Origin of the sequence: Stenotrophomonas sp. JAI102 (assembly GCF_013409105.1) — a bacterium.
Classification (GTDB): Bacteria; Pseudomonadota; Gammaproteobacteria; order Xanthomonadales; family Xanthomonadaceae; genus Stenotrophomonas; species Stenotrophomonas maltophilia_AA.
Map to the genome: position 1 here is coordinate 340932 of NZ_JACCCI010000002.1, position 25329 is coordinate 366260.

The following is a 25329-nucleotide window of genomic DNA, read 5'->3' on the forward strand; positions in this document are numbered from 1 at the left end:
CCGGTGCAAGAGCCGGGGCGGACAACAGCCCACGGCGGAAGGGTGATGGGGTCAGTCTAGCGCGTGCGCCGGTTGCCTGCCACGCTCCGGCGGCCCCGGCGGTGCCTCAGAGGAACTCAAAGGTGAATGCGACGGTAGACGCTGCAGGCTCCCGCACGCGGAAGCTGATCTGTGCGCTTTGTCCCGGTTCCAGCGTGGCGGACGGGTCCATCGCGCGCTCCAGATAGTCGGCCGGCGCGAACACATTGGTGCCGATCACGCGGCCATCGGCATCGGACAGCGACAGCCGCAGCGACGGCCAGGCCTGGGCCCACCGCGCGTCGTTGCGGATGCTCGCCTGCACCTGCAGCGCACCCGCCTGGCCCGGCACCGGGCGTACATCACGGCTGAGCATGCTAAAGGCCGTCGGCTCGCGCCAGGCTGGCACTGAACAGCGCAGCACGCTGCACAGTCCGGCGATCCATGGGCGGGTACCGGCATCGGCGGCCAGCCGTGCGCGGTCGGCCACCGCGATCTGCACCAGCAGCACGGCAGCCAGCCCGGCCACCATGCCCCACTGCCAGCGCGGCGTGCGCAGGCGTGCACCGGGCAGGCGCAGGAAACTGGGTGTGGTGACCGCTTCGCCCGGGGGCAGGGCAGCGGTGGCCGGGCCGCGCGCGTCCTCATGGTGGGCGTGCGCGTCATCCGGCAGCGGGTGCGACGGCGCTCCCGTCCCGACGGCCGGTGCGGGAGCCGGTGCAGCTTCGCCGACGTACGCATGTTCGACATCGGCTGCGCGTTCGATGTCGAATCCAGATCGGGATTGCGACACGGACGGCTGCGGCGCATGCACCGGCTGGGCATCGATCACCTGTTCCACCGCCAGCGGGGCGATGCGATCGCCCATGGACGTTGCCGACGCCGCAGGCGTCTCCTCGTGGGAGCGGGACACCGGCTCAGCGGGATCGGCCGGCGCCTCCGCAGACGGACGCAGGAACGTGGCGATCGGGCGTCGCGGCGGCATCGGAGGCTCGGACATGGGCACGGGACCGGGCAGGAGACAGGCTATTCAAGCACGGCGGACGCCGGTGATGCGCATCCAGTCGCCCTCCTGCGCCACGGCCAGCTGTTCGAAGGCCGGGGCGTAGCGCTCCAGCAGTTCCCCTTCCTGCCCGTGCAGGATGCCCGACAGCGCGATGCGGCCGCCCGGGGCGACGCGCGCCGCCAGCACATCGGCCAGCGCATCCAGTGCCGAGGCGAGGATGTTCGCCACCACGACCGGGTACGTCGCCTGCGGTTCGTCTTGCGGCAGATAGACCTGCACGCGGTCCTGCAGGCCGTTGCGCTCGGCGTTGTCGCCGGTGGCGAGCACCGCCTGCGGGTCGTTGTCCACGCCGACCGCGCGGGCCGCGCCCAGCTTCAGCGCGGCCAGGGCGAGGATGCCCGAGCCGCAGCCGAAATCGAGCACGGTGGTGCCGGCCAGCGCGCCCTCGGCGGCCAGGCCGTCCAGCCAGCGCAGGCACAGCGCGGTGGTCGGGTGGGTGCCCGAGCCGAACGCCAGGCCCGGATCCAGGCGGACCACGGCAGCATCGTCGGCCTGTGCGGCCTCCGGCAGCGCATGGTTCCACGGCACGATCCAGGTGCGATCCCCGAACGCCATCGGCTGGAACTGGTCGATCCAGGCGCGTTCCCAGTCTTCGTCGGCCACGGCGCGGAAGCTGGCGTTGGCCCAGTCCAGGCCGGGATCGAAGGCGTCCAGCGCGGCCAGCAGGGCCAGCGCATTGGTATCGCCGGGGAACAGCGCGGTCAGCACCAGGTCGTTCCACAGCGGGGTCTCGCCCACGCCCGGTTCCAGGATGGCGCGCTCGTTGCTGGTATCGGCATCGGCATCGAGCAGGGTCACCGCCAGCGCGCCCACGTCGTCCAGCGCATTCTCATAGCGCGGCTGGGTGGCTTCGGTGCAGTGCAGGGTGAGTTCCAGGAAGGGCATGGGGGCAGGGACCGGCGGAAAACCGTGCATGTTAGACCAGTGCGGGGCGATGGTCCCGGACGTGCCGCCGGGCGCTCGTCTCGCCGACCGGTAAGATCGGCCCGACGGCTGGTTCAGACACCGCTGCAGCCGCTTGCTAAACTTGAACTCCTGCTGTCCATCACGGACAGCGTGTGACTTCTGCCCATGGCGCTCGTGCCGACCCTGAAAACCTGGTTGCTGGTCGTACCGGCCCTGGCGTTGCTGGGGGTGGTGGGCTATCGCGCGGGCGATCGGGTGCTGCACGCCGATCAGGTTGCGTCGCATCTGGATGAGCCGCAGGCCGGCAGCGCACCCACCGCGGTCCCGGCCGAAGCACGGCAACTGGCCCGGCGCCTGCTCGGCAGCGAGCGCGGCACGGCGGTGGCCTCCGGCCTGCCGCTGGACCTGCGGGCCGATATCGAAGGTGACACCGACCTGTTCGCCTATGCGCAACGCCTGCAGCTGCAGGCGGCCAACGGCAACGCCGAGGCCGGATGGATGGTCAGCCGCGTCTACGACTACTGCGCGATGTATGCGATGGACCCGGGCGGCTATCAGCTCGACAACACGCTGTTGACCGGTATGGGCATGAGCGCGTCGGCGCCGATGGTCGCTGCACGCGAGCGCGTCTCGCGGCGCTGTGCGGGCTTCGTCAGCAGCGACCACCTGGGCCGGCCGCTGATCCTGGCGCAGCGGCTGCAGTCGGCCAAGGCCGGCAACCTCGCCGCCGAGGCCTCGCTGTTCGCCGAGGGCCAGCCGCTGGAAACCGGGCCGGGCTATCGCCGCGGGCTGGTCGAGCGGGTGATGGAGTCGCGTGATCCGGAAGCCTACATGGCGCTGGCGCCGGGCATGGGCCAGCGTGCCAGTGGCGACAACGCGATGAGCGGCCTGGTGGCCGGCGATCAGTTCAGCGAACTGGCCTGGCGGTTGGCCGCCTGCGAGCTGGGCATGGCCTGCGGGCCGGACAGCGTGCTGATGAATAATTTCTGCGCGAACGGAGGGATCTGTTCGCAGGACGGTGGGCAGGACTTTGCCACTTTTGTGTATGACGCTGCGGTATCGCGGCAAGGTGCGGGGAAAATGAACGTGTTGGTCGAAGAGCTGGTCAAGCAGAGGAATGGGCGATGAATTACCGTCGAATTCTGCACGGTGCCAAATTCTGGTTCTGGGTGGCGTTGTTTGTCGCGTACTCGGCCGGAGCGGTGGGCCTGGTGATGATCGATACCTATGACGATCGTTACCGAAGCCTGTCCAAAGTGCAGTTGACCTCGGTCAAGGCCGATGCCGAAGTGCGTCGCGCCGGTGCCAGTCAGGTCGCTGCGGTGTATCGCGCGCAGAGTGGCATGCCGTTCGCTTCGCTGCCCACCGGCAGCACCTTCCAGGTGGTGTGGCCGGATGGCTCCACCGAAACGATGGTGATCATCGATCCGACCTCGTCGCTGGGCGTGGAGCCGGTGAAGAACTCGCAGGTCACTGCGGCGGATACCGCCAAGTGACAGCCAGGCAGGGGCGGCGATGGCCGATCTGCCTGCGCTGATCGTATTGCCGGGCATGGATGCCACCGGCACGCTGCATACCGCCTTCATCGATGCGATGGCCGCGCGGGGCGTGACCACCTCGGTCATCGCTTACCCGCGGGGTGTTCCTCTCGATTACCCGCGCTGTTGCCCTTCGTGCAGGCGGCGCTGCCGCGCGATGCGCCGTTCGTGTTGTTGGGGGAGTCGTTCTCGGGGCCGTTGGCGCTGACCGTCGCCGCCGCTGCGCCTTCGCGACTGCAGGGGCTGATCCTCTCCACGACCTTTGCCCGCGCACATTGGCCCGCCGGTCGCGCGCTGCGCCCGCTGCTGCCCTATGTTCCGATGCGGGGCATGCCGTCGCCAGCGCTGTCATGGTGGCTGCTGGGTCGCTGGGCAACGCCAGCGTTGCGGGACGGCCTGCGGAAGGCGCTGGCCCAGGTCACTGTTCCGGTCCTGCGCGCGCGCCTGCGTGCCGTGCTTGACGTTGATGCGCGTGCGGCCCTGCCCGACATCGCAGTGCCGATGCTGTGTCTGCAGGCCTCGCATGACCGCCTCCTGCCTGCGCGGGCGCAGCACGAATGGGCACGCTTGCTGCCGCAGGCACAGCAGCACACCGTGGCGGGCCCTCATCTGCTTCTGCAGGCCAACCCGCAGGCGGCCGCCGACGTGGTGCGTCAGTTCATGGGCGGGCTCGGATAGGGCAGCGGAAAAACGCAGACAAACAAAAAGGCGGGGAGATCCCCGCCTTTCTGCTGTCCAGCGTCCCGCGCGAGCGTGTCGATCAGGTCAACGCGATCGACTTGTTCTTGCGTTCGGCCAGGCGCTTTTCCAGGTAGTGGATGTTCTGCCCACCGGCCTGGAAGCCCTTGTCGCGCATGATGCGCTGCTGCAGCGCGACGTTGGTCTTGATGCCGTCCACGACCAGTTCGCTCAGCGCCACGCGCATGCGCGCGATCGCGGTCTCGCGATCCGGGCCGTGCACGATCAGCTTGCCGATCATCGAGTCATAGTTCGGCGGCACGCGGTAACCACTGTAGATGTGGGTATCCACGCGCACGCCGGGGCCACCCGGCGGATGGAAGGCGGTGATCTGGCCCGGGCTCGGCACGAAGGTTTCGGCGTCTTCGGCGTTGATGCGGCACTCGATCGCGTGGCCGGTCAGCACCACGTCGCTCTGCTTGATGCTCAGCTTCTGGCCGGCGGCGATGCGCAGCTGCTCGCAGACCAGGTCGATGCCGGTCACCATCTCCGTCACCGGATGTTCCACCTGCACGCGGGTGTTCATTTCGATGAAGTAGAAACGGCCGTCTTCGAACAGGAACTCGAAGGTACCCGCGCCTCGGTAGCCGATGCGGATGCAGGCTTCCACGCAGACCTTGCCGATCTCATCGCGCAGCTCGGTGGTGATGCCCGGTGCCGGCGCTTCTTCCACCACCTTCTGATGGCGGCGCTGCATCGAGCAGTCGCGTTCACCGAGGTGGATGGCGTTGCCCTGGCCGTCGGCGAGCACCTGGATCTCCACGTGGCGCGGATTCTCCAGGAACTTCTCCATGTAGACCTGATCGTTGCTGAAAGCGGCCTTGGCTTCGGACTTGGTGGTCTCGATCGCCGCCTTCAACGAGGCTTCGGCATGCACCACGCGCATGCCGCGGCCGCCACCGCCACCGGAGGCCTTGATGATGACCGGGTAGCCGATCTCACGGGCGATCTTGGTGTTGGCCACGATGTCGTCGGTCAGCGGGCCGCCCGAGCCGGGCACGCACGGCACGCCGGCGGCCTTCATCGCGCGGATCGCTTCCACCTTGTCGCCCATCAGGCGGATGGTGTCGGCCTTGGGGCCGATGAAGATGAAGCCGGATTCTTCCACACGCTCGGCAAAGTCGGCGTTCTCCGACAGGAAGCCGTAGCCCGGGTGGATGGCCTGGGCGTCGGTGACTTCCGCCGCGGCGATAAGGGCCGGGATGTTGAGGTAGCTCTCCGAGGACGGTGCCGGACCGATGCAGACCGACTCGTCGGCCATGGCCACGTGCTTGAGGTTGCGGTCGACCGTGGAATGCACAGCCACCGTGCGGATGCCCAGGGTATGGCACGCGCGCAGGATGCGCAGCGCGATCTCCCCTCGGTTGGCAATAACGACTTTGTCGAGCATGGACTAATCCTTAGCCGATCACGAACAGCGGCTGGTCGAATTCGACCGGCTGGCCGTTTTCGCCCAGGATGGCGACGATGGTGCCGGAGACATCGGCTTCGATCGGGTTGAACATCTTCATCGCTTCGATGATCGCCAGCGTTTCACCGGCCTTGACGGCCTGGCCGACCGACACGAAGGCCGGCTTGTCCGGCGAGGACGACGAGTAGAAGGTGCCGACCATCGGTGCGCGCAGCACGTGGCCATCGGGCAGCGCGTTGCCGGCCTTGGCGGTGCCACCGGTGGAGGCTTCGGTCGGCGACTGCATCGGCATCGCCGGGGCGGCGGGCTGTGCCGGCGCCGGGGCCATCATCATCTGCGGCTGGGCCTGCACCATGCCGTAGCCGGAGACGGGCGCGCGCGACAGGCGCACGGACTCTTCGCCTTCCTTGATTTCGATTTCGGCGAGGTTCGACTCTTCCAGCAGGTCGATCAGTTTCTTGATTTTGCGGAGATCCATAGGGGCCTCTTTAGCTCGTGGTGTCAGTGTGGTGGGAAGCGCGGTGCGCTCGGGTCAAAGCAATTCGTAGAAGTCGCGCAGCTGGCGGATGCGGTCACGCGTGAGGGTGGTCAGGCAGCGCATCTGCGCGCCATTGCGGGCAGAGCCGTCGGAATTCAACAGGTACACCGCGTCGCAGTCGTGGTCGCGCAGTTCGACCCAGGCGCGCTGGGCCAGCACCAGCTGCTGCTCGGCGTTGCCGCACCAGCTGCAGGCACCGCCGTCGGCCGGGGAGCGCAGCTGCCGACGCGCCTGCGCGTACACGGCATTGAGTTCGACGTCGGCGGCGGCGGCCACGTCCGAGGCGCACAGGTCGCTCTCCATCGTGGTGACCGGGTGCGCGCAGTCGATGCCCTCATCCTCGCGGTCGCCGGCGATGGCGGCGCCACACAGGCAGCCCCACAGCACGACGCTGGCGAGGACACGCGGCAGTGTCATCACGCGGAGGCAGCCGCCAGCCGGGTCAGCGCCGCGTCCATCGCATAGCGATAGCTGTCCGCACCGAACCCACAGATCACCCCGACCGCCTTGTCGCTGAAATAGCTGTGCTGGCGGAAGGGCTCGCGTGCATGCGGGTTGGACAGATGGATCTCGATGAAGGGCACGTCCACCGCGGCCAGCGCATCGCGCAGGGCCACCGAGGTATGGGTGAACGCCGCCGGGTTGATCAGGATGAAGGCCGTACCGTCGCCACGGGCCGCCTGGACGCGGTCCACCAGCACGTGCTCGGCGTTGGACTGCAGCGCCTCCACGGCGTGGCCGGTAGCCTGCGCCTGGGCCAGCAGGGCCTGGTCGATCTGCGCCAGCGTGGTGTGCCCATACACGCCCGGCTCGCGCGTACCGAGCAGGTTGAGGTTGGGGCCATGCAGGACCAGCAGTTTCGCCATGGGTGCCGAACAACAGGAAAGGGCGGAGTCTGGCGGAACTGGTGGATCGTGTCCAGTTCGACGAAGTTACGCGTGTTTCAATCGCATGTTTGAAAATTGGTGCAGATCGTTGCGCCAGCGCGGTATCGGTGCGCGAGAACGGCGGCGCGGCGACACCGCAGAAGGGCGGGTGTTGGGTGGAGTCGGGCGCTGGAGGCCCGCGCAGGTCGGGACCCTGCTGCCTTGCCCACCGGCGATCGGCGGGCAAGGCAGGGGTCGATCCGGAACGCCGGCCTCAGCCAGACCTTGGGCGTCGGCGCGGCATGGCGCCGGTCACGGCTTGACCTGGCCCGTCCACGACTTGCTCATGATCTGCCACTTGCCATCGGTCTTCAGCAGGACAACGTAGTCCACCCCATCCCAACCGGGATAGTCCAGCATCACCTTCACCGCCGCCAGATTCGTGGCCACATCCACGATTTCATAGCGGCGCTTGCGCTGGGCCTCGTTGGCGGCGGGCTTGCCGTCGAAGCCTTCCGCGAACTGTTCGCCTGTCCGCATGAGCAGCGAGCTGCCCCGGGCTTCCGAATAGCCGATCATCACGCCATCGGCCCGGAAGACCTCTTTGGCCAGCGCGTTGTCGGCGGTCTTGTAGGCGGCCATGAACGTCTGCATGACCTTGTCCACGGCCTCGCGGTCGGAGTTCTGGGCCGAGGCCATGGTGGGGAGCAGCAGGAGCAGGGAGGCTGCCAGGGCAGCGGATCGGAACGGTCTTTTCATGGTGTTCTCTCAGCACGGTGGGTGGTGGGTGGGTAGGACATCAGCGTTCGGCTGTCGTCCGGCTCGGCGATGGATCGGCATGTGTGCGCAGCGCCTCGACGACCGCCTGGGCGACTGGCTTGGCAGAGGCATAGTTCTGCCCGGTCACCAGCCGGCCATCGACTTCGACATGCGGGTCAACGCCTTCCACCGTCCGGAATGTGCCGCCGCGGGCCGCGACGGTCTGGCGGATCAGGAACGGGAACTGGTTGAAGTACGCGGCATCCTGTTGCTCGTGCTCTTCCGGGAAGCCGCTGATCCGCTTGCCCGAGACCAGGTACTGGCCGCCGGCAAGCTGGAGGTTCACGATGCCGGCCGTGCCGTGGCAGACGGCCGAGATCACCCCGCCGTTGCGTTCGTAGACCTGCATGGCAATGCGTTGCAGGCCCATGCTCTCCGCGACGCCGTACATGGCATTGCTCCCGCCCACGTAGTACACGGCCCGGTACTGCGTCGGATCGATCTGTGCCGGGGTGGCGGTGCCGCGCAGCCCGCGCATGATCCGCAGATCGTCCAGACGGTGCGCCACGTCGTCGCTGACGTAGTCACCGAGAATCGGCACGGCGCCGCCGTCGGGTGACACGAAGTCCACCGCGTAGCCGGCGGCATGGAAGACATCCCAGGCATGCACCACCTCGCCAAAGCTGATGCTGGCCGGGAGCGTTGACGTCCCATGCACCCGGCTGCTGGCGACGATGAACAGGATGCGTTCCTGGTGGCCGCGGGCAGGCGACGCGATCGGGCTGTCTGTGGAGAGGCCGGGGGCGGCGCCGGTGCTGCAGGCACCACCCAGCCAGACACTCAGCAGTAGCAATACGAAGGTGGCGATGGCACGTAACGTCTGCATGGCACTGACTCGCAGGAAGGAGCCAGCACCCTACCCAATCACTTTCGAATCAATGTATTGCAGCGTCTTCCCGGAGTGCGGGAATCGATTCTAGGAGTGCGCCGCCGCCGTGCGGTAGGCCGCCGGGGTGACGCCCTCGCACTTCTTGAACGCGCTGTAGAAGGTCGACATGGATTGGAAGCCCGCTTCCTGCGCCACGATGTCCAGCGGCTTCGGGGGGCTCTGCTGCAGGATCGCCTTTGCTTCGACCACACGCAGCTGGGTCAGGTACTGCTTGAACGAGGTCTGGTTGTTGTCGTTGAGCAGCTGCGACAGCCGGGTCTGGGGCATGCCAAGCCGGCGGGCGAGGCGGGGCAGGGTCAGGGCCGGGTCCAGATGCAAGCGCTCACGCGCCATCAGCTCGGCCAGGGCCTGCAGTTGAACGGCGGCGTCGGACGCGGGAATCCGACGATCCTGATAGGGCTCGATCGGTACTTGCCCCGAGCGCAGGCGGACGGCCACCAGGACGCTCACCGCGAGAACGAAGGTGAAGGACAGGGCGCCGACGATGTAGGAGGTGTACCCGGCCGTGTAGTACGCGATCCAGATGATCCAGATACCCGTCAACGCCCCCACCAGCAGCGGGGCCGCCGGCGTGCCACGAAGGCGTGCACGGTGGTGATACATCTGGAAGGTGGTGACGACGAGATACCCCAGCCAGGCGTAGTTGATGCCCGGCGTGATCATGTGCCGCCACAGCTCGATGTTGCGGGCATACGGGAGCAGGATATTCACCGCAACGGCAAGCACCAGCAGCGCGGCGAGGTGCCACCGGCCCCTGCTATCGGTTCCCGCAGCGTCGCGCTGGCTGGAGCGCACCAGAAAGTAGAGGCAGGGCCCGATCAGGAAACACGCGGTCAACCCGAGCTGGAGAACGACAAGCGGAATATCCGGCCAGAAATGGAAGGCCACCGATTTTCCGGTTCGCACACCCACCATCAGGATCAGCAGGGACAGCCAGCGCTGCGTGGTTTCGCCCCGTGCCCGCCACCACAACACCGATGCCGCGACGATGCCATTGAAGGCACCCAGCATGGCGAAGAAGAAGAGGAAATGTTGGCTGAGCATTGCCGCAGTATTGAGAAAATCCCCTTGCCGTCAAGCGCCGCTCAGCGCACCTCGGCCAGCACCGCCCGCACCCGCAACGCCAGTTCCTCCAGCGTGAACGGCTTGCCGATCAGGTGGACATCGGGGTCGAGCACGCCATCGTTCTCCAGCGCATTGCGGCTGTAGCCGGTGGTGAACAGCACTTTCAGCGTCGGCCGCCGCCTGAGCGCCTCATCCGCCAGCTGCCGCCCGTTGACCTCCGGCATCACCACATCGGTGAACAGCAGCGCGATGTCGGGATGGCGGTCAAGCAGGGTCAGCGCCATGGCGGCTCCCTCGGCCGCGAGCACCGGGTAGCCCAGTTCGGTCAGTGCGTCGATGGAAAACTGTCGCACGCCGGGTTCGTCTTCGACGACCAGGACGAGTTCCCGACCCCCGCTCAGGGCGCGGTGGTCCTCTCTTCCGGCCGGGGGCGATGGCGCGACATCCACCCTGCGGCGCGGAAGATACAGGGTCACCGTGGTTCCCTGTCCCGGGGTCGAATCGATGTTCACGTGGCCGGCCGACTGTTTGACGAAGCCGTACACCTGCGACAGGCCCAGACCGGTGCCTTGCCCCACCTTCTTGGTGGTGAAGAACGGATCGAAGGCCTTGGCGATGACCTCGGGCGGCATGCCGCTGCCGTTGTCCGCCACGGTGATCCGAACATACTCGCCCACGGGGACCTCTGCCGCTGCCGCATCGTCATCGTCGGCGATCGTGCAGTTGGCGGTCTCCACCACCAGGCGCCCGCCACCGGGCAGCGCGTCGCGCGCGTTGACCGCCAGGTTGAGGATCACGTTCTCCAGCTGGTTGGCATCGGCGAACGTGCACCACACCTGTGCGGCCAGCACGGTTTCCAGGCGGATGCTGCTGCCCAGCGAATGCACGAGCAGGTCCGACATCCCGGCAATCAACCGGTTCACATCCAACGGCACCGGCTGCAAGGGCTGCTGCCGGGAGAACGCCAGCAGGCGCTGGGTGAGCTGCGCGGCGCGGGTCGCGCCATCGATGGCCATGTCGATGTAGCGCTTGGCGCGCGGATCGCTGTCGCCCATGCGCATCGCCAGCAGGTCCAGCGGGCCGATCACGGTGGCAAGCATGTTGTTGAAGTCGTGCGCGATGCCGCCGGTCAGCTGGCCCACCGCCTCCATCTTCTGGCTCTGGCGCAGGGCATCTTCCACGCGCGTGCGCTGCGCCACTTCTTCCAGCACCCGGCTCTCCAGGTGCTCGTTCAATTCCTGCAGCCGGGCATCGGCCAGTTTGCGCGCGGTGATCTCGATCGCCACGCCCACGACCCGCACGCAGCGGTCGCCCTCGAAATGCCCGCGTCCCTTCGCCGCCACCCAGCGCACCACGCCGTCTTCCTTGCCGACGGTGCGGTATTCCACGTCGTAGAGTGCGCGCCGCGCCGGGTCGGCGGCCGCCGCAAACGCAGCGACAGTGGCGGCGCGGTCGTCGGGATGCAGCCCGTCATGGAAGTCGCGCATCGACACCGCCACCTCGGGCGAGATGCCGAACATCGCCTTCGTCCGCGCTGGCCAGATCAGCGCATCGCGCACGAGGTCGACATCCCAGAAGCCCATGTCGCCGGCCTCCGTGGCTAAGCGCAGGCGCTCTTCGCTCTGGGCCAGCGCGGCTTCGGCCGCCTGGCGGACGGTCAGGTCCAGCATCGCGCCGATCATCCGCAGCGGCTCGCCCACGCTGCCGCGCAGCACGGTGCCGCGGTCGAGCACGGAGGCGAAGCTGCCGTCGGCGCGACGGAACCGGTACTCGCTGTTCCACGCGGTTCCACCGCCTTCGATCACGGCATGGATGTCCCGGTCCACGCGCGCCCGGTCGTCCGGATGGATGTGATCCAGCCACCACTGCGCGCTGGTCTCGCGCAGCGCATGGCCGAACAGCGTGGTCAGTGCCTCGTTCCAGATCACCTGGCCATCGGAGATACGCCAATCCCAGATCGCATCATTGGTGGCCTGGGCGGCCAGCCGATAACGCTCCTCTGCTTCCAGATGACGGGCCTCGGCGGCCTTGCGGTCGGTGATGTCCAGTGACGTGCCGACCAGCCCCACCACCACACCGTCGGCGTCGCGCAGGGGTGATTTGGTCGACAGCCAATGCGCACGCCGGCCATCAGGAAAACTGACTTCTTCTTCGAGCTGCTCGGTCTGCCCGCTGGCCATGACGCGCTCGTCGGTGGCCATCACGATGGCTGCCTGGGCAGGGTCGCCGAGCAGCTCGGCGTCGGTGCGGCCGACGTAGATCTCCGGCGGCAGGCCGATCAGCTCGGTGGTGCCGCGGTTGCCGATCAGCATCCGGCCCTGCCGGTCCTTGGCGTACAGCACGCCGGGCGCGGCCTCGACGAAGGAGCGCAGCAGGGTCTGCGCCTGGTCGCGCTCTGCTTCGATCCGGCGGCGCTCATCGATATCGATCAGCACCCCGGGGAAACTGACGGCCTGCCCGTGGGCATCAAGGTCCACCCGGCCGATCGCCTCGATCCAGCGATAGGCGCCGTCGGCGCCGCGGGTTCGATACTGGTGGGCATAGCGGCCACCGCGGCGGACCGCTTCGGCAATCGCCTCGGCCAGGCCGGCGCGATCCTCGGGGTGGACGGCGGACACGACCTGGTCCAGGCGCAGTTCGGTGCGGGCCAGGGCCGGGTCAAGGCCGTGGGCCAGGGCGAGGGCATCGTCGACGGTCAGGCTGTCCTGGGCAACATCCCAGAACCAGGTGCCGATGATCGCGCCGGCGGCCAGTGCCATCCTGACGCGCTCGGCATCACGCTCGCCGTGGGAACCGGGGGAAGGTGAAGAGCTCAAGCTGTACTCGCGGTCGGCAGGGGGCGGATGCACCGGCCTCGGGACGGCAGGCGGCGCGGGGCGGACACCATAGGGTATCGGCGCGAGGCGAGCTGTGAAGCCGTCAGGCGGGCAGGTCGCCTGGGGACGTCGGCGCGCTGCAGCGCAGCCCGCGCAGCAGCAGCTCCAGCGCAACCCCGCTCTGTGCCAGCCGCGCATCGCCATCGTCGCCGTCGGCGATCCAGAACGCCGCCTCGGCGAGGCTGCCGTACACGAGGGAGGCGAGGGCCTGCGGATGGGCCTCGGCGACCACACCCAGATCGATCAGGTGCGCCAGCAGGCGCTGCATGGAATCGATGCAGTGGCGCTGCGATTCCGGCGAGGCACCGCCCAGCACGGCGCGCGCATCGCGCAGCACGATGCGCTGGATGGTGGGTTCGCGGGCCATCTCCAGGTACCCGATGCAGCGCAGCCGGAATCCCTCCCACGGATCCACGGCGGCGTCGGAGATCGCCTTCAGGCGTGCGTCCATCTCTGCGTCGAGCTCATCGACGACCGCCGCGAGCAGCCCCTGCTTGTCACCGAAGTGGTGGTAGAGCGCGCCACGGGTGAGGCCGGCCTGCGCGGTGAGGTCGTCCATCGAGGTATCGGCGTAGCCGCGCTCGCTGAAGACCGCGCGGGCGGTCGCCAGCAGGGTGGCGCGGGTCTGCTCCATCTCGGCGCGGGTACGACGGGCCATCGGACTCTCCTTGGATGCGGGGGCGGACGCTGGTTTACATCCGGAGCGTATGTATATAGGATTTTAAACATACGATGTGTATGTAAAATGGAAGAGACCGGGTGAACCACCCCATGAGCCACCCTTATCGCGCGCTGTTCGCGGCCCCGGGCAGCACCGGCTTCGCCCTGGCGGGCCTGCTGGCCCGGCTGCCCTTGCCGATGACCGGCATCGGCATCATCACGATGCTCGCCCAGGTGCGCGGCAGCTATGCGCTGGCCGGCGCGGTGGCGGCCACGTTCGTGCTGACCTACGCGCTGCTGTCACCGCAGGTCTCCCGCCTGGTGGACCGGCACGGGCAGCGCCGGGTGTTGCCGGTGGCTACCGGCGTCAGCGTGTTCGGCCTGCTGCTCCTGCTTGGCGCATCGTGGTGGGCGGCGCCGGCCGCACTGCTGTTCTTCGGCGCCTTGCTGGCCGGCGCCATGCCCAGCATGTCGGCGATGGTGCGTGCGCGCTGGACCGCGATCTACCGCGGGCAACCGCAGCTGCAGACGGCGTACGCGCTGGAAACCGTGTTCGACGAAGTCACTTTCATCGCCGGGCCGCCGCTGTCGGTCGGCCTGGCGGTCGCCGTGCTGCCGCAGGCGGGTGTGCTTGCCGCGGCCGTGCTGCTGCCGATCGGTGCGTTTGCGCTGATCGCGCAGCGCAGGACCGAGCCCCCCGTCGAAGCGGCACGACGGACTGCCGCGCCTGCTGCGTCCGTCATCCGTCTGCCTGGCGTGCGGTGGCTGGCCGTGCTGATGGTCGCCATGGGCGTGATCGTCGGCACCGTCGATATCGTCAGCGTCGCCTTCGCCGCACACCTGGGGCAGCCCGCTGCCGCCAGCATCGTGCTGTGCGCGTATGCCGCCGGCTCCTGCCTGTCCGGCGTGCTGTTCGGTGCGATAACCCTCCGGACGCCCCTGCGCCGCCTGCTGCTGCTGGGCGGGATCGCGACCTCAGTGACCACGTTGCCTCTGCTGCTGGTGGGAAGCATCGGCGCGCTGGCCGTGACGGTCTTCGTAGCGGGCGTGTTCTTCGCCCCGACCATGATCGTGGCGATGTCGTTGACCGAGCAGCAGGTGCCGCCGCGCCAGCTCACCGAGGGAATGACCTGGCTGCTGGCGGCGCTGAACGTGGGCGTGGCGCTGGGCGCCGCGATCTCCGGCTACGGGGTGGATGCACACGGGCCGCGTGCTGGGTACCTGGTTGCGCTGTGTGCAGGAGGCGCGGTGCTGCTGGCGGCGGCGATCGCGCACGGCGTGTTGCGTCCGCGCGATTCACGCAACCTGGAGATCTGCTGATGCAGGCGCACGCGCCATCGACACCCCGCCACCGGTGGTGGGCGGTCACCGCGGTGAGCCTGGCGACCTTCTCGGTCGTCACCACGGAGATGCTGCCGGTCGGCCTGCTGACCCCGATCGCCGAGGCGCTGGACACGAGCACCGGCACCGCGGGCCTGATGATCTCGCTGCCCGCCCTGCTGGCCGCGCTGTTCGCACCGCTGGTGGTGATCAGCGCGGGCGGACTGGATCGGCGCTCGCTGCTGTGCGCGCTGCTGGGCCTGCTGGTGATCGCGAACCTGGGCGCGGCCTTCGCACCCACGTTGGGCTGGATGCTGGCGGCCCGCGTGCTGGTCGGGCTGTGCATGGGAGGCATCTGGGCGATTGCCGGCGGCCTGGCGGTGCGGCTGGTGGCGACCCGATCGGTGGGCCTCGCCACATCGCTCATCTTTGGCGGCGTGGCGGCTGCTTCCGTGCTGGGCGTTCCACTTGGCGCGCTGATCGGGGAGCTGTTCGGGTGGCGTTGGGCGTTCGGCAGCATGGCGCTGTTGGCTGCCGCCGTGCTCGCCCTGCATCTGGCCGTCATGCCCGGTCTGCCGCCGTCCGGCACAACGACCCTGCGCCAGTTCGGTCATCAACTGGGCAACCGCGCGCTGCAGCGTGGGTTGATGCTGACCTTCCTGCTGGTCGCGGGACACTTCATCGCCTTTACCTTCGTTCGGCCGCTGCTGCTGTCCGTCCCGGGGTTCGACGCGCGCTGGGTCGGGCCGTTGTTGTTCGGTTACGGCGCCGCAGGCATGGCCGGCAATTTCCTGGCCGGTATCGTGGCGGCACGACGTACCCGACTGACGGTGTCGTTGATTGCAGCGGGTCTGGTGCTGGCGCCGTTGCTGTTCCTGTCCATCGGCGAATCGCGCCTGGGCGGTGCCTTGGCGCTGCTGGCGTGGGGGGTGGCCTACGGCGGGGTGTCGGTGGGCTTGATGACGTGGATGATGAAGGCCGCGCCGGGGGCGGTCGAAGTCGCCTCCGCACTGTATGTCGGTGCCTTCAATGTCGGGATCGCATCCGGCGCGTGGCTGGGCGGTCAGGCGCTGGATCGGCTCGGCCTGATCGCCAATCTCTGGCTCACCAGCGGCTTCGCGGTTGCCGCTGTGGCGCTGTGCATTGCTGGCCGCTCAGGCCCTACCTCGTTCCCGTCGTCTCCAGCGCCGCCTTCTCAGCCTCGGTCAACGCGCGATGGCCGTAGCTCAGCACCCGGGTGAGCGGCCATTGCCCGTCCTTGTGCTGCCAGACCATCACGAACGTCGCGCTGCCTACGCAGCGCACTTGTGCCCCGGCCCGTTACAGGGTGCTGGAGTCCACCCGCTGGCGGCCGGCCTGGGTCAGGTCGATGTCGCCATCTTCGGCCTGGGCCGCATAGCCGGCCTTGACGGCCCAGTTGGCCGCTTCATCGCTGACCGGACGCGTGGCGTTGATATCGCGCAGGATCTGCCGCTGTGCTTCGGTCAGGTGGGGTGCCGCGTTCGTACCGGTGCCGCCGCTCATGGCGCGCGGGCCTCGACGCTGACCACGCCCTGGGCCAATCGCGCACGCTTCGCCCGCCGATGGTTCACCCACCACACCAGCCCCGGCAGGCCGTACAGCAGTGCACCGGCGAGCAGAAAGATCTTGAAGGCGGCATTCATGGCGGTCTCTCTCCGTGCGGTATGGCGTCAAGCGTCCTGATCAACCAGATGTGCGGTGGAGGGCACACCCGGTCCTGCAGCGGCCCCGGCCGCGATCCCAGTGCTAGTTCAACGCAATCGCCGTGAAGGTGTTGTCCCTTCGTTCACTGTCGCGCGTTCATGCGTCGCGGACCGCCGCGCGCCCCGCCAAGGTCGCCAGCCGTAGTACCGCGCTTGTCGCCTGATCGTCATCACGTCGTCGCCTGGTCCCCTTACAACGGGGAGCCTCCGGGGAGGGCCGGGGGGGCGCATCGAGATGGGCGCTAAAGTTCACCGTGCGCCCGCCGATACCGATGCGTCCTTCCGCCTGGAGTACGTGATGTCGGCCGTCCCCCGCCGCCTGTCGTTGTTCGTCACCCACCTGGGTGACCGCTATCGAGTCCGCTTGTCCCCCCTGCGCCGGCTTGCCGCGCTCGGCCGCCTCAGCGTCGCACGGAAACTGACGGCCAGCCTGCTGGTCTGCTGCCTGGGCCTGCTCGCGGTCGCGATGGTCTACGGCTGGACGCGCCATGATACCGAGCGCGCGGCCGAGGCCTTCGCGGCGCACCAGCAGGAGGCGGCGCTGGCCGCGACCCTGGCCACCGAGATCGCCGATGCACGGCGGCTGCAGACCCGCTATGCCGCCACCTTCGAGGACGCCGACCGCGAGGCGTTGCAGGCGGCGCAGCAGCGCCTGCAGTCGACCCTGGGCCAGCTGCAGCGCGATCCCCATGATGCCGGCAGCGCCGATGCGCTGCGCGAGGTGGCTGCGCGGGCGGGTGATTTCGCGGAAGGCATCGCAGCCCTCAACACCCGTGTGGACGAAATGGGGCGCGGCGATGCCGGCCTGCGCGCGCAACTGGAGGCGGCGGCTGCAACGCTGGAAGCCAGCGTGGAGGCAAGCGCGCGTCCCGTGCTGATCGCACAGCTGCAGAAGATGCGCCGCGAGGAGAGCCTGCTGCTGCTCACCGGGGAGTCGGCGCATACCGATCGCGCCAGCGAGCAGAAGCTGCCCTTCGATCTGTCCTTGGCCGACGCGCGGCTGGGCGTAGAAGCGCAGGACACGTTGCGGACGCAGATGGATGCCTACCAGGGCGCGCTGCTGGCCTACACCGCCGCCCGTATCGGGCTGGATGTGGAGGCGCAGTCACTGGCCGAGACCGCCGCCCAGATCGGCCCCGGTCTGCAGGCGCTGCAGCAGGCACAGATGCAGGCCCTGGCGGCGGCGCGCGAGCGGCAGGCCGCGCGTGCCAGCACCATGGGCATCGTGTTCGCGCTGACCCTGCTGCTGGTGGCGGTGGTGTTGATCGCCACGCTGCTGCTGGTGCTGCGCGCGTTCCGTCGGCCGATCGCCGATACGCTGCGCTTCGCCGAGGACATCGCCGAGGATCGTCTCGACACCGTGCTGGCCATCCACAATCCGCACGACGAGATCGGCCAGCTCGCCGCGCGCCTGTGCCACATGCAGCAGCGCCTGCGCGAGCGGATCGAGGCCGAGCGCGCCGTGGCGCGCGACAACACCCGTGCCCGCCAGGCGCTGGACAGCGCCCAGACCGGGGTGATGGTGCTCGATGGCGAAGGGCGGATCGGATTCCTCAACCAGGCGTTGCTCACCGAACTGCGGCTGGCGCACGAGGACTGCAGCGGCCAACCCGCTGCCGCCCTGCATCCGGCTTTCGCCAGCTTGCTGCCCACGCTGCAGGGCGGCCAGCGTGCCAGCCGGGAGATCGAGCACGCGGGCACCCGCTACCAGCTGGTGATCACCCCGATCGTGGAGCACGACCACCTGCTCGGTGCTGCCGTGGAGTGGCGCAGCCGCGCGCTGGAAACCACGGTGGAGAATGAAGTGGCCGCGCTGGTCGATGCGGCCGCCCGCGGCGAACTGCACGGGCGGATCGCGGTGGAGGGCAAACAGGGGTTCGTGAAGACCCTGGCGCTGAGCATCAACCACCTGCTCGATACCTTCCAGAGCAACCTGTCCGGCGTGCAGGGCCTGCTCTCGGCGCTGGCGCAGGGGGATCTGCGCGTGCGCATGCAGGGCGACTTCCACGGGGTGTTCGCGCGGTTGCGCGACGATGCCAACGCCACGGTCATCCAGCTCACCGACATCGTCGCGCGCATCCAGCAGGCTTCGCTGGCGATCAACGCCGCTTCCGGTGAGATCGTCGCGGGCAACCATGATCTGTCCGACCGCACCGAGCGCCAGGCGGCACACCTGGAAGAGACCGCCTCCTCGATGGAAGAACTCTCCGCCACCGTGCGGCAGAACGCGGACTCGGCGCAGCAGGCGAACCTGTTGGCGATCCGCGCCGCCGAGGTCGCAGCCCGCGGCGGTGAATCGGTCGCGCAGGTGGTGACCACCATGGCCGATATCGCGCTGTCCTCGCGCCGGATCGGAGAGATCACCGGGGTCATCGACGGGATCGCGTTCCAGACCAACATCCTGGCCCTGAACGCCGCCGTGGAAGCCGCGCGCGCGGGCGAGCAGGGGCGCAGCTTCGCGGTGGTCGCCAGCGAAGTGCGCCTGCTCGCACAGCGCAGCGCCGATGCCGCGCGCCAGATCAAGCAGCTGATCGAGGCATCGGTCGAGAAGGTCGACGCCGGCACCCGGCAGGTCGACAGCGCGGGCGCGACCATGGGCGAGATCGTCGGCAGCGTGCAGCGGGTCACCGCGATCATGGCCAGTATTTCGGCAGCCTCGCAGCAGCAGACGGTGGGCATCGAGCAGGTGAGCCAGACCCTGCTGCAGATGGATGGCAGCACCCAGCAGAATGCCGCGCTGGTCGAAGAGGCCTCCGCCTCGGCCCGCGCGCTGGAACGGCAGGCGACCGTGCTGGGCGACGCCGTCGATGCGTTCTTGGTGATCCCGACGCCGGGTGCGCGCCTATCGGCGGCGGCCTGACCGTCGCGTCAACGCGGTGCTCACCGGCCTTCACCGGCGGTGAGCCGGCGCTGTGGTTCGCTATTCTTCATCCATGAAGACTTCCACGCGCACGCGCCGCCCATCGCCCAGCACTTCCCCGGATGCCTTCGTGCGGGTCCGGGGTGCACGCGAACACAACCTCAAGAACGTGGATGTCGGCATTCCACGCGATGCGCTGGTGGTGTTCTCCGGCATCTCCGGTTCGGGGAAATCCTCGCTGGCCTTCGGGACGCTGTACGCCGAGGCGCAGCGGCGTTACCTGGAATCCTTGTCGCCCTATGCCCGCCGCTTGATCGACCAGGTCGGCGTGCCGGATGTGGATGCCATCGAAGGCCTGCCGCCGGCCGTGGCCCTGCAGCAGCAGCGCGGCACCGCCAGCGTGCGCTCCAGCGTCGGCAGCGTCACCACCCTGTCCAGCCTGCTGCGGATGCTGTATTCGCGTGCCGGTACCTATCCGGCCCGGCAGCCCATGTTGTACGCCGAGGATTTCTCGCCGAATACGCCGCAGGGGGCGTGCCCCAACTGTCATGGCCTGGGCTACGTGTATGAAGTCACCGAGCAGTCGATGGTGCCCGATCCGTCGCTGAGCATCCGCGAGCGCGCCATCGCCGCATGGCCGCCGGCGTGGCACGGGCAGAACCAGCGCGACATCCTGGTCACGCTTGGCTACGACGTGGACGTCCCCTGGCGCGACCTGCCCAAGAAGCAGCGCGACTGGATTCTGTTCACCGAGGAACAACCGGTGGTACCGGTCTATGCCGGCTTTACCCCGGCCGAAACCCGCGCGGCCCTGCGCCGCAAGGAAGAGCCCAGTTACATGGGCACCTTCAGCGGGGCGCGCCGCTACGTGCTGCATACGTTTGCGACCACGCAGAGCGCGATGATGAAAAAACGCGTGGCGCGCTACATGATTGGCGCGCAATGCCCGGTCTGCGATGGCCGTCGATTGAAGCGCGAAGCGCTGTCGGTGACGTTTGCCGGCATGGACATCGGGACCCTGTCACAGCTGCCGCTGAGCGCCATGGCGCAGGCACTGCGGCCCGCCGCCGAAGGCCACTTCGACGCACCCAAGGCCACCGCCACGCGCAGCCGCAGCGCCGGCCGGCAGGCCACCGCCAAGCGGGTGGCGGCCGGCGGCAACGCGCATGCCGGCGGCAGCGACGTACGCCGCACGCCGGATTTGTCCGAGGAGAAACGCATCGCCGCCCAGCGCATCGCGCATGATCTGGTCGAGCGGATCGGCACGCTGCAGTCGCTCGGCCTGGGCTATCTGTCGATGGATCGCGCCACCCCGACGTTGTCGCCGGGCGAGCTGCAGCGCCTGCGCCTGGCGACACAGATCCGCTCCAGCCTGTTCGGCGTGGTCTACGTGCTGGATGAGCCGACTGCCGGCCTGCATCCGGCCGACGGCGAGGCCCTGTATGACGCACTGGCGCAGCTCAAGGCCGGCGGCAATACCTTGTTCGTGGTCGAGCATGATCTGGAGATGCTGCGCCGCGCGGACTGGCTGGTGGACGTCGGCCCGGGCGCCGGCCAGCACGGCGGCCAGGTGCTCTACAGCGGGCCCCCCGAAGGCCTGCGCGCCATCAAGGCCTCGGTGACCGCGCCGTATCTGTTCGAGGACGAACACGGACCACGCCGCACGCCGCGTGTACCGTCCGGTTGGCTGGCCCTGCAGGGCATCCATCGCAACAATCTGCATGGCGTGGACGCGCGCTTTCCGCTGGGCGCGTTCACGGCGGTGACCGGTGTGTCCGGCTCGGGCAAGTCCAGCCTGGTCAGCCAGGCGTTGGTCGAGCTGGTCGGCGAACACCTGGGACAGGAGCCGGTGATCGAGGACAACGACAGCGAGCTGCCGCAACCCAGCCGCATCGAACGTACCCGCGGCCGGTTGAACGGCGCCAAGGCGATCAAGCGCCTGGTCAACGTCGATCAGAAGCCGATCGGTCGCACGCCGCGCTCCAACCTGGCCACCTATACGGGCCTGTTCGATCATGTGCGCAAGCTGTTCGCCGGCACGCGCGCGGCCAAGGCGCGCCGCTACAGCGTGGGTCGTTTTTCGTTCAACGTCGCCGCCGGGCGCTGCGAGACCTGCGAGGGCGAAGGTTTCGTCCATGTCGAACTGCTGTTCATGCCCAGCGTCTACGCGCCGTGCCCCACCTGTCATGGCCAGCGCTACAACGCCAAGACGCTGGAGGTGCAGTGGAACGGCCGCAACATCGCGCAGGTGCTGGGGATGACGGTGGAGGAGGCGTTGGCCTTCTTCGCCGACGAGCCGCCGGTGCAGCGCCCGCTGCAGCTGCTGCGGGATATCGGCCTCGGCTATCTGCGCCTGGGCCAACCGGCGACGGAACTGTCCGGTGGCGAGGCGCAGCGCATCAAACTGGCCACCGAGCTGCAGCGCAGCCAGCACGGCAACAGCCTGTATGTGCTGGACGAGCCGACCACCGGCCTGCATCCGGCCGACGTGGACAAGTTGATGACGCAGCTGCACGGGCTGGTCGACGCCGGCAACACGGTCGTGGTGGTCGAGCATGACCTGCGCGTGGTCGCCGACGCGGATTGGGTGATCGATGTGGGACCAGGTGCAGGCGAAGAGGGCGGCCGGATCGTGGCCGAAGGCATCCCCGCGCAGGTCAGCCGTGCCGGGCAGGGCGCGACCGCGCGCTATCTGCGCCGCTGGTTCGGGTAAGCCGGCCGACAGCAAAGAAACGTGCACGCGGGGACTGTGGATCGTCCCCGCGCTGCCGTCAGTGCCTCGCCCAGGCCTCGATCTCGCCGGCCGCGAACGGCCCCAGCTTCTGTTTCACGATCCGTCCCTGCGCATCGATCAGCACCGAGTACGGCAGCAGGCCCTGCGCGTTGCCCAGCCGCACGCTGGCATCGGCCGGCCCGGGCGTCTCGAGCACGATCGGGTAGGTGACCGGAATACGGGTCAGAAAATCGCGCACGCCCTCGGGCGTATCCAGCGCCAGCCCGAGCACCTGCACCCCGCCGGCGCCCTGGCCGGCGGCAAACGCGGTCAGCGCGGGCATTTCTTCCACGCACGGGCCGCACCAGCTGGCCCAGACGTTGATCAGCAGCGGCCGCCCGCGGAAGCGGGCCAGATCCACCGATTGTCCGTGGAGGTCCGGCAGGGTGATCGCCGGCAGTGGGTCGCCGGGCCGGGCCGGAGCCACCACCGGGCGCGGCGGTGGCGGGGCGGAGGCCGGACCGGTTTCCCGTCCCGGGAGCCACACGCCGGCGCCGATACCGAGCACGGCGGCGATCACGACCACCACGACCATCCGGCGTGGTGGCCGCGTCCTCATCGCGCGGTCCGCAGCAGGGCTTCTTCCACCAGCGCCTGGGTCAGCACGGTCGGCAGCACGGTCGGCGGTGCGCCGGGGCCGTAGACCACGTACAGCGGCACGCCGACGGCCTTGTGTTCATCCAGGAACGCGGTGATCTGCGGGTCGACATTGGTGTAGTCGCCGCGCATGTAGACCGCGTTGGTCCGGCGCAGGGTGTCGCGGAAGGCGTTGGTGCCGAGCACGGCGCGTTCGTTGGCCTTGCAGGTCACGCACCAGTCGGCGGTCATGTTGACGAACACCACGCGGTTGTCCTGGCGCAGGCGATCAAGCATCTGCGGCGAGTACTCGACCACGTTGTCGCTGGCCGGTTGTGCGGCCTTGGCCGGTGGATCCAGGCGGGTCACGCCCCAGATCGGATACAGCGCGCCGAGGATCAGCAGCGTGGCCAGCAGGCCGGCCACGCGCTGGCTGCGCCAGCGGCTGCGCTCGAACCACCACAGCGCCAGCGACAGGATCACCAGGCCGCCCAGCACCAGCGCCATCGCATCCACGCCGCGCTGCTTGCCCAGCACCCACAGCAGCCAGATCGCGGTGCCGTACATCGGGAAGGCCAGCACCAGCTTGAGGGTCTCCATCCACGCGCCCGGCCGCGGCAGGCGACGGGCCAGCGAGGGCACGAATCCGATCAGCAGGAACGGCAGCGCCAGGCCCAGGCCGAGTGCCAGGAACACCAGCATCGCCTGCAGGCCCGGGGCGGCGAAGGCATACGCCAGCGCAGGGCCCATGAACGGGGCCACGCACGGGCTGGCGACCACGCAGGCGAGCACGCCGGTGAAGAAATCACCGACCGGGCCGCTGCGCGAGGCCAGCGACTGGCCGACACCGCCCATGCTGCCACCGAGGGTGAACACGCCCGACAGGCTCAGGCCGACGGCGAACATCAGGTAGACCAGCGCGGCGATGAACCACGGGTGCTGCAGCTGGAAGCCCCAGCCTGCGGCCTGGCCAGCCGCACGCAGCGCGATCACCAGCGCACCGATGGCGGCGAAGGCGACCAGCACGCCGGCGGTGTACCAGAGCGCATGGCTGCGCGCGCGCTGGCGGCTCTCGCCACTCTGCGCCACGCCCAGCACCTTCAGCGACAGGATCGGCAGCACGCACGGCATCAGGTTGAGGATCAGGCCACCGGCCACGGCGAACAGCAGCAGCACCAGCAGGTTGCCCGGTGCGGCCGCCGGGGCGACCGGCGGCGGCGTGCGCTGGGCGTTGTCAGCGCTCGCATCGGGCGTGGCGGCGGTGTCGCCCGGCACGGCCAGGGCAGGTTCGTTCGGGCGGATCAGCATCGGCTGGCTGCCGACGTCGCCGCGGGCCAGGGCACGCTTGTCACGCGTGGGCAGCGGTGCGATGACCTCGGTCTTCTGCGCGACGTCATCGGCCTTGGCGTTGATCGTGCCTGCCGGCAGCGCCAGCTTTACCCGGCGCGTCATCGGCGGGTAGCAGATGCCGTCGGTCTGGCAGCCCTGGAAGGTGATCACCAGGGTGGCATCGGAGGCACCAGCGTTGCTGCGGCGCAGCGGCAGCGGCACGTCGATCTGATCGAAATACACCGCCACATCGCCGAAATGTTCATCGCGGTGGGATTGGGCAGCCGGCCACTTTGGCTTGTCCGCGCGGATGCCCGGGGCGCCTTCCAGCGCCAGCGAGGTGCGGTCGCGATACAGGTAGTAACCCGGCGCGGGGGTGAAGCGCAGCAGCACGGTATTGCCATCGCCGACGATCGCATCGAAGCCGAACGCACGCTCGGACGGCAGCGGCAACGCCTGGGTGTTGCTGGTGCCCGGCAGGCGCAGCCCGCTGCCGGTGTTGCCGGCCAGCGGGTTGTTGAACGGGGAGGCGGCAGCGCCGGCGGCGGCCGGCGTGGTGCTGGCCGCGGCGCTGCCGCCGGCCGGCAGCTTCACCTGCAGCGTGCGCTTCTGCGGCGGGTAGCACACGCCCGCATCGGCGCAGCCCTGGTAGCGCACTTCCAGCGTGACGGTGTCGGTGCCGTCGGCGGCCTTGCCCGGCAGCACGCCGGTCAGGCGTTCGCGGTAGGTCTCCACCTCGCCGAAGAAATCATCGTGGTGCTTCTTGCCGGCGGGCAGCTGCAGCGCCTGGGCATCGAAGCCGGCAGCGGCCTTGACCGTGGTGCGGTGGCGATACAGGTAATAGCCCGGCGCGATCTTCCAGCTGATCTCCACCCGGTCGCGATCACGCGCCTGTGCGGTGAGCCCGAAAGCCTCATCGACCGGGAGCAGGTCCTTTTCGCTGACCGCCCAGGCCGGCAGGGAGAGCACAAGCAACGCGCACAGCGCGGCAACACGACGAAACAGCGTCATCAATCACTTTCCTCACGGGTCTGGGCCCGAATCCAATCCAGGTACGCCGGCAGGCCGGCGCGGGTTTCGACCGCGATGCACTCGGGGAGTTCATACGGATGCAGGGCCTGCACGCGCGCGATCGCGGCCTCCAGGCGGCTGCCGGTGGTCTTGATCAGCAGTTGGACCTCATGGTCCTCGGTGACCTCGCCCTGCCAGCGGTAGGTCGAGTGCGCCCCGTCCAGGCGCGTGACGCAGGCCGCCAGGCGTTCGTCCACCAGCGCGTGTGCCAGCCGCGCGGCGCAGGCCACGTCGGGGCAGGTGGTGAACAGCAGGAAGACGGGATCGGCAGTCGACATGACCGCCG

23 protein-coding genes are annotated in these 25329 nt (G+C 68.8%); 7 read left to right on the forward strand and 16 right to left on the reverse strand.

Annotated features, from left to right (window positions below):
- Positions 1-106: 106 nt before the first annotated feature.
- Positions 107-1018 carry a DUF3426 domain-containing protein gene (locus tag HDC96_RS10140; protein ID WP_179459884.1) on the reverse strand — a complete coding sequence of 304 codons (912 nt, stop codon included), beginning with the start codon at positions 1016-1018 and terminating at the stop codon, positions 107-109.
- 30 nt (positions 1019-1048) lie between these two features.
- Positions 1049-1969, reverse strand: a complete 921-nt coding sequence (gene prmA, locus HDC96_RS10145; RefSeq protein WP_179459885.1) for a 50S ribosomal protein L11 methyltransferase — start codon at positions 1967-1969, stop codon at positions 1049-1051.
- Between the two features lie 186 nt (positions 1970-2155).
- Between prmA and HDC96_RS10150 the strand changes: the two genes are divergently transcribed.
- From HDC96_RS10150 to HDC96_RS10160, 3 genes are all read left to right on the forward strand, one after another.
- Entirely contained in the window at positions 2156-3118 is a 963-nt protein-coding gene (locus tag HDC96_RS10150) for a hypothetical protein (protein WP_179459886.1), read from the forward strand.
- Positions 3115-3486: a hypothetical protein gene (locus HDC96_RS10155; protein ID WP_179459887.1), complete on the forward strand. Its 372-nt coding sequence runs from the start codon at positions 3115-3117 to the stop codon at positions 3484-3486. The genes HDC96_RS10150 and HDC96_RS10155 overlap by 4 nt, the downstream gene beginning before the upstream one ends.
- Positions 3487-3663: 177 nt before the next feature.
- Complete coding sequence (locus HDC96_RS10160) at positions 3664-4206, forward strand: alpha/beta hydrolase (RefSeq protein WP_343203013.1); 543 nt, start codon at positions 3664-3666, stop codon at positions 4204-4206.
- A gap of 82 nt (positions 4207-4288) precedes the next feature.
- Here the strand turns inward: HDC96_RS10160 and accC are convergent, their stop codons facing one another.
- The 9 genes from accC to HDC96_RS10205 form a co-directional block, all read right to left on the reverse strand.
- On the reverse strand, positions 4289-5656 hold the full coding sequence (gene accC, locus HDC96_RS10165) for an acetyl-CoA carboxylase biotin carboxylase subunit (protein WP_179459889.1): 1368 nt from the start codon (positions 5654-5656) through the stop codon (positions 4289-4291).
- Between the two features lie 10 nt (positions 5657-5666).
- A complete protein-coding gene (gene accB / locus HDC96_RS10170) occupies positions 5667-6155 on the reverse strand; it encodes an acetyl-CoA carboxylase biotin carboxyl carrier protein (RefSeq protein ID WP_176988013.1) in 489 nt (162 codons plus the stop codon).
- 54 nt (positions 6156-6209) lie between these two features.
- Positions 6210-6632, reverse strand: a complete 423-nt coding sequence (locus HDC96_RS10175) for a lysozyme inhibitor LprI family protein (RefSeq protein WP_179459890.1) — start codon at positions 6630-6632, stop codon at positions 6210-6212.
- Positions 6632-7081, reverse strand: coding sequence for a type II 3-dehydroquinate dehydratase (aroQ, locus tag HDC96_RS10180; RefSeq protein ID WP_179459891.1), 450 nt, complete (start codon positions 7079-7081; stop codon positions 6632-6634). Before aroQ ends, HDC96_RS10175 begins: the two co-directional genes overlap by 1 nt.
- Before the next feature lie 312 nt (positions 7082-7393).
- Complete coding sequence (locus HDC96_RS10185) at positions 7394-7840, reverse strand: nuclear transport factor 2 family protein (protein WP_179459892.1); 447 nt, start codon at positions 7838-7840, stop codon at positions 7394-7396.
- A gap of 40 nt (positions 7841-7880) precedes the next feature.
- The gene (locus HDC96_RS10190) at positions 7881-8726 is read right to left on the reverse strand and encodes a type 1 glutamine amidotransferase domain-containing protein (RefSeq protein ID WP_179459893.1); all 846 of its coding nucleotides are present in this window, start codon (positions 8724-8726) and stop codon (positions 7881-7883) included.
- 90 nt (positions 8727-8816) lie between these two features.
- Positions 8817-9833, reverse strand: a complete 1017-nt coding sequence (locus tag HDC96_RS10195) for a helix-turn-helix transcriptional regulator (protein ID WP_179459894.1) — start codon at positions 9831-9833, stop codon at positions 8817-8819.
- 41 nt (positions 9834-9874) lie between these two features.
- Positions 9875-12670, reverse strand: a complete 2796-nt coding sequence (locus HDC96_RS10200; protein ID WP_257018686.1) for a PAS domain-containing protein — start codon at positions 12668-12670, stop codon at positions 9875-9877.
- A gap of 103 nt (positions 12671-12773) precedes the next feature.
- A complete protein-coding gene (locus HDC96_RS10205) occupies positions 12774-13388 on the reverse strand; it encodes a TetR family transcriptional regulator (protein ID WP_179459895.1) in 615 nt (204 codons plus the stop codon).
- Between the two features lie 113 nt (positions 13389-13501).
- On the opposite strand from HDC96_RS10205, the gene HDC96_RS10210 reads away from it, so the two are divergent.
- Both HDC96_RS10210 and HDC96_RS10215 read left to right on the forward strand, forming a co-directional pair.
- Entirely contained in the window at positions 13502-14710 is a 1209-nt protein-coding gene (locus tag HDC96_RS10210; RefSeq protein ID WP_179459896.1) for an MFS transporter, read from the forward strand.
- Positions 14710-15951 carry an MFS transporter gene (locus tag HDC96_RS10215; RefSeq protein ID WP_179459897.1) on the forward strand — a complete coding sequence of 414 codons (1242 nt, stop codon included), beginning with the start codon at positions 14710-14712 and terminating at the stop codon, positions 15949-15951. Before HDC96_RS10210 ends, HDC96_RS10215 begins: the two co-directional genes overlap by 1 nt.
- Before the next feature lie 79 nt (positions 15952-16030).
- Here the strand turns inward: HDC96_RS10215 and HDC96_RS10220 are convergent, their stop codons facing one another.
- The gene (locus HDC96_RS10220; RefSeq protein ID WP_179459898.1) at positions 16031-16234 is read right to left on the reverse strand and encodes a hypothetical protein; all 204 of its coding nucleotides are present in this window, start codon (positions 16232-16234) and stop codon (positions 16031-16033) included.
- Positions 16231-16374 carry a hypothetical protein gene (locus tag HDC96_RS10225; RefSeq protein ID WP_179459899.1) on the reverse strand — a complete coding sequence of 48 codons (144 nt, stop codon included), beginning with the start codon at positions 16372-16374 and terminating at the stop codon, positions 16231-16233. Before HDC96_RS10225 ends, HDC96_RS10220 begins: the two co-directional genes overlap by 4 nt.
- Before the next feature lie 358 nt (positions 16375-16732).
- On the opposite strand from HDC96_RS10225, the gene HDC96_RS10230 reads away from it, so the two are divergent.
- Entirely contained in the window at positions 16733-19294 is a 2562-nt protein-coding gene (locus HDC96_RS10230) for a methyl-accepting chemotaxis protein (protein ID WP_179459900.1), read from the forward strand.
- A gap of 73 nt (positions 19295-19367) precedes the next feature.
- A complete protein-coding gene (locus tag HDC96_RS10235) occupies positions 19368-22007 on the forward strand; it encodes an excinuclease ABC subunit UvrA (RefSeq protein WP_179459901.1) in 2640 nt (879 codons plus the stop codon).
- Positions 22008-22065: 58 nt separating this feature from the next.
- Here the strand turns inward: HDC96_RS10235 and HDC96_RS10240 are convergent, their stop codons facing one another.
- The 3 genes from HDC96_RS10240 to cutA are packed head-to-tail and all read right to left on the reverse strand — an operon-like array spanning position 22066 to position 25321.
- On the reverse strand, positions 22066-22626 hold the full coding sequence (locus HDC96_RS10240; RefSeq protein ID WP_179459902.1) for a TlpA disulfide reductase family protein: 561 nt from the start codon (positions 22624-22626) through the stop codon (positions 22066-22068).
- On the reverse strand, positions 22623-24983 hold the full coding sequence (locus HDC96_RS10245) for a protein-disulfide reductase DsbD (RefSeq protein ID WP_179459903.1): 2361 nt from the start codon (positions 24981-24983) through the stop codon (positions 22623-22625). The genes HDC96_RS10240 and HDC96_RS10245 overlap by 4 nt, the downstream gene beginning before the upstream one ends.
- Entirely contained in the window at positions 24983-25321 is a 339-nt protein-coding gene (gene cutA, locus HDC96_RS10250; RefSeq protein ID WP_179459904.1) for a divalent-cation tolerance protein CutA, read from the reverse strand. The genes HDC96_RS10245 and cutA overlap by 1 nt, the downstream gene beginning before the upstream one ends.
- Positions 25322-25329: the final 8 nt, after the last annotated feature.

Coding starts and splice junctions, on each gene's coding strand:
- HDC96_RS10150 (WP_179459886.1), top strand. CDS start 2,156: ATGGCGCTCGTGCCGACCCTGAAAACCTGGTTGCTGGTCGTACCGGCC.
- HDC96_RS10225 (WP_179459899.1), bottom strand. CDS start 16,374: ATGAATGCCGCCTTCAAGATCTTTCTGCTCGCCGGTGCACTGCTGTAC.
- HDC96_RS10175 (WP_179459890.1), bottom strand. CDS start 6,632: ATGACACTGCCGCGTGTCCTCGCCAGCGTCGTGCTGTGGGGCTGCCTG.
- HDC96_RS10190 (WP_179459893.1), bottom strand. CDS start 8,726: ATGCAGACGTTACGTGCCATCGCCACCTTCGTATTGCTACTGCTGAGT.
- HDC96_RS10215 (WP_179459897.1), top strand. CDS start 14,710: ATGCAGGCGCACGCGCCATCGACACCCCGCCACCGGTGGTGGGCGGTC.
- aroQ (WP_179459891.1), bottom strand. CDS start 7,081: ATGGCGAAACTGCTGGTCCTGCATGGCCCCAACCTCAACCTGCTCGGT.
- prmA (WP_179459885.1), bottom strand. CDS start 1,969: ATGCCCTTCCTGGAACTCACCCTGCACTGCACCGAAGCCACCCAGCCG.
- accB (WP_176988013.1), bottom strand. CDS start 6,155: ATGGATCTCCGCAAAATCAAGAAACTGATCGACCTGCTGGAAGAGTCG.
- HDC96_RS10220 (WP_179459898.1), bottom strand. CDS start 16,234: ATGAGCGGCGGCACCGGTACGAACGCGGCACCCCACCTGACCGAAGCA.
- cutA (WP_179459904.1), bottom strand. CDS start 25,321: ATGTCGACTGCCGATCCCGTCTTCCTGCTGTTCACCACCTGCCCCGAC.
- accC (WP_179459889.1), bottom strand. CDS start 5,656: ATGCTCGACAAAGTCGTTATTGCCAACCGAGGGGAGATCGCGCTGCGC.
- HDC96_RS10195 (WP_179459894.1), bottom strand. CDS start 9,833: ATGCTCAGCCAACATTTCCTCTTCTTCTTCGCCATGCTGGGTGCCTTC.
- HDC96_RS10140 (WP_179459884.1), bottom strand. CDS start 1,018: ATGTCCGAGCCTCCGATGCCGCCGCGACGCCCGATCGCCACGTTCCTG.
- HDC96_RS10235 (WP_179459901.1), top strand. CDS start 19,368: ATGAAGACTTCCACGCGCACGCGCCGCCCATCGCCCAGCACTTCCCCG.
- HDC96_RS10155 (WP_179459887.1), top strand. CDS start 3,115: ATGAATTACCGTCGAATTCTGCACGGTGCCAAATTCTGGTTCTGGGTG.
- HDC96_RS10230 (WP_179459900.1), top strand. CDS start 16,733: ATGTCGGCCGTCCCCCGCCGCCTGTCGTTGTTCGTCACCCACCTGGGT.
- HDC96_RS10185 (WP_179459892.1), bottom strand. CDS start 7,840: ATGAAAAGACCGTTCCGATCCGCTGCCCTGGCAGCCTCCCTGCTCCTG.
- HDC96_RS10240 (WP_179459902.1), bottom strand. CDS start 22,626: ATGAGGACGCGGCCACCACGCCGGATGGTCGTGGTGGTCGTGATCGCC.
- HDC96_RS10245 (WP_179459903.1), bottom strand. CDS start 24,983: ATGACGCTGTTTCGTCGTGTTGCCGCGCTGTGCGCGTTGCTTGTGCTC.
- HDC96_RS10210 (WP_179459896.1), top strand. CDS start 13,502: ATGAGCCACCCTTATCGCGCGCTGTTCGCGGCCCCGGGCAGCACCGGC.
- HDC96_RS10205 (WP_179459895.1), bottom strand. CDS start 13,388: ATGGCCCGTCGTACCCGCGCCGAGATGGAGCAGACCCGCGCCACCCTG.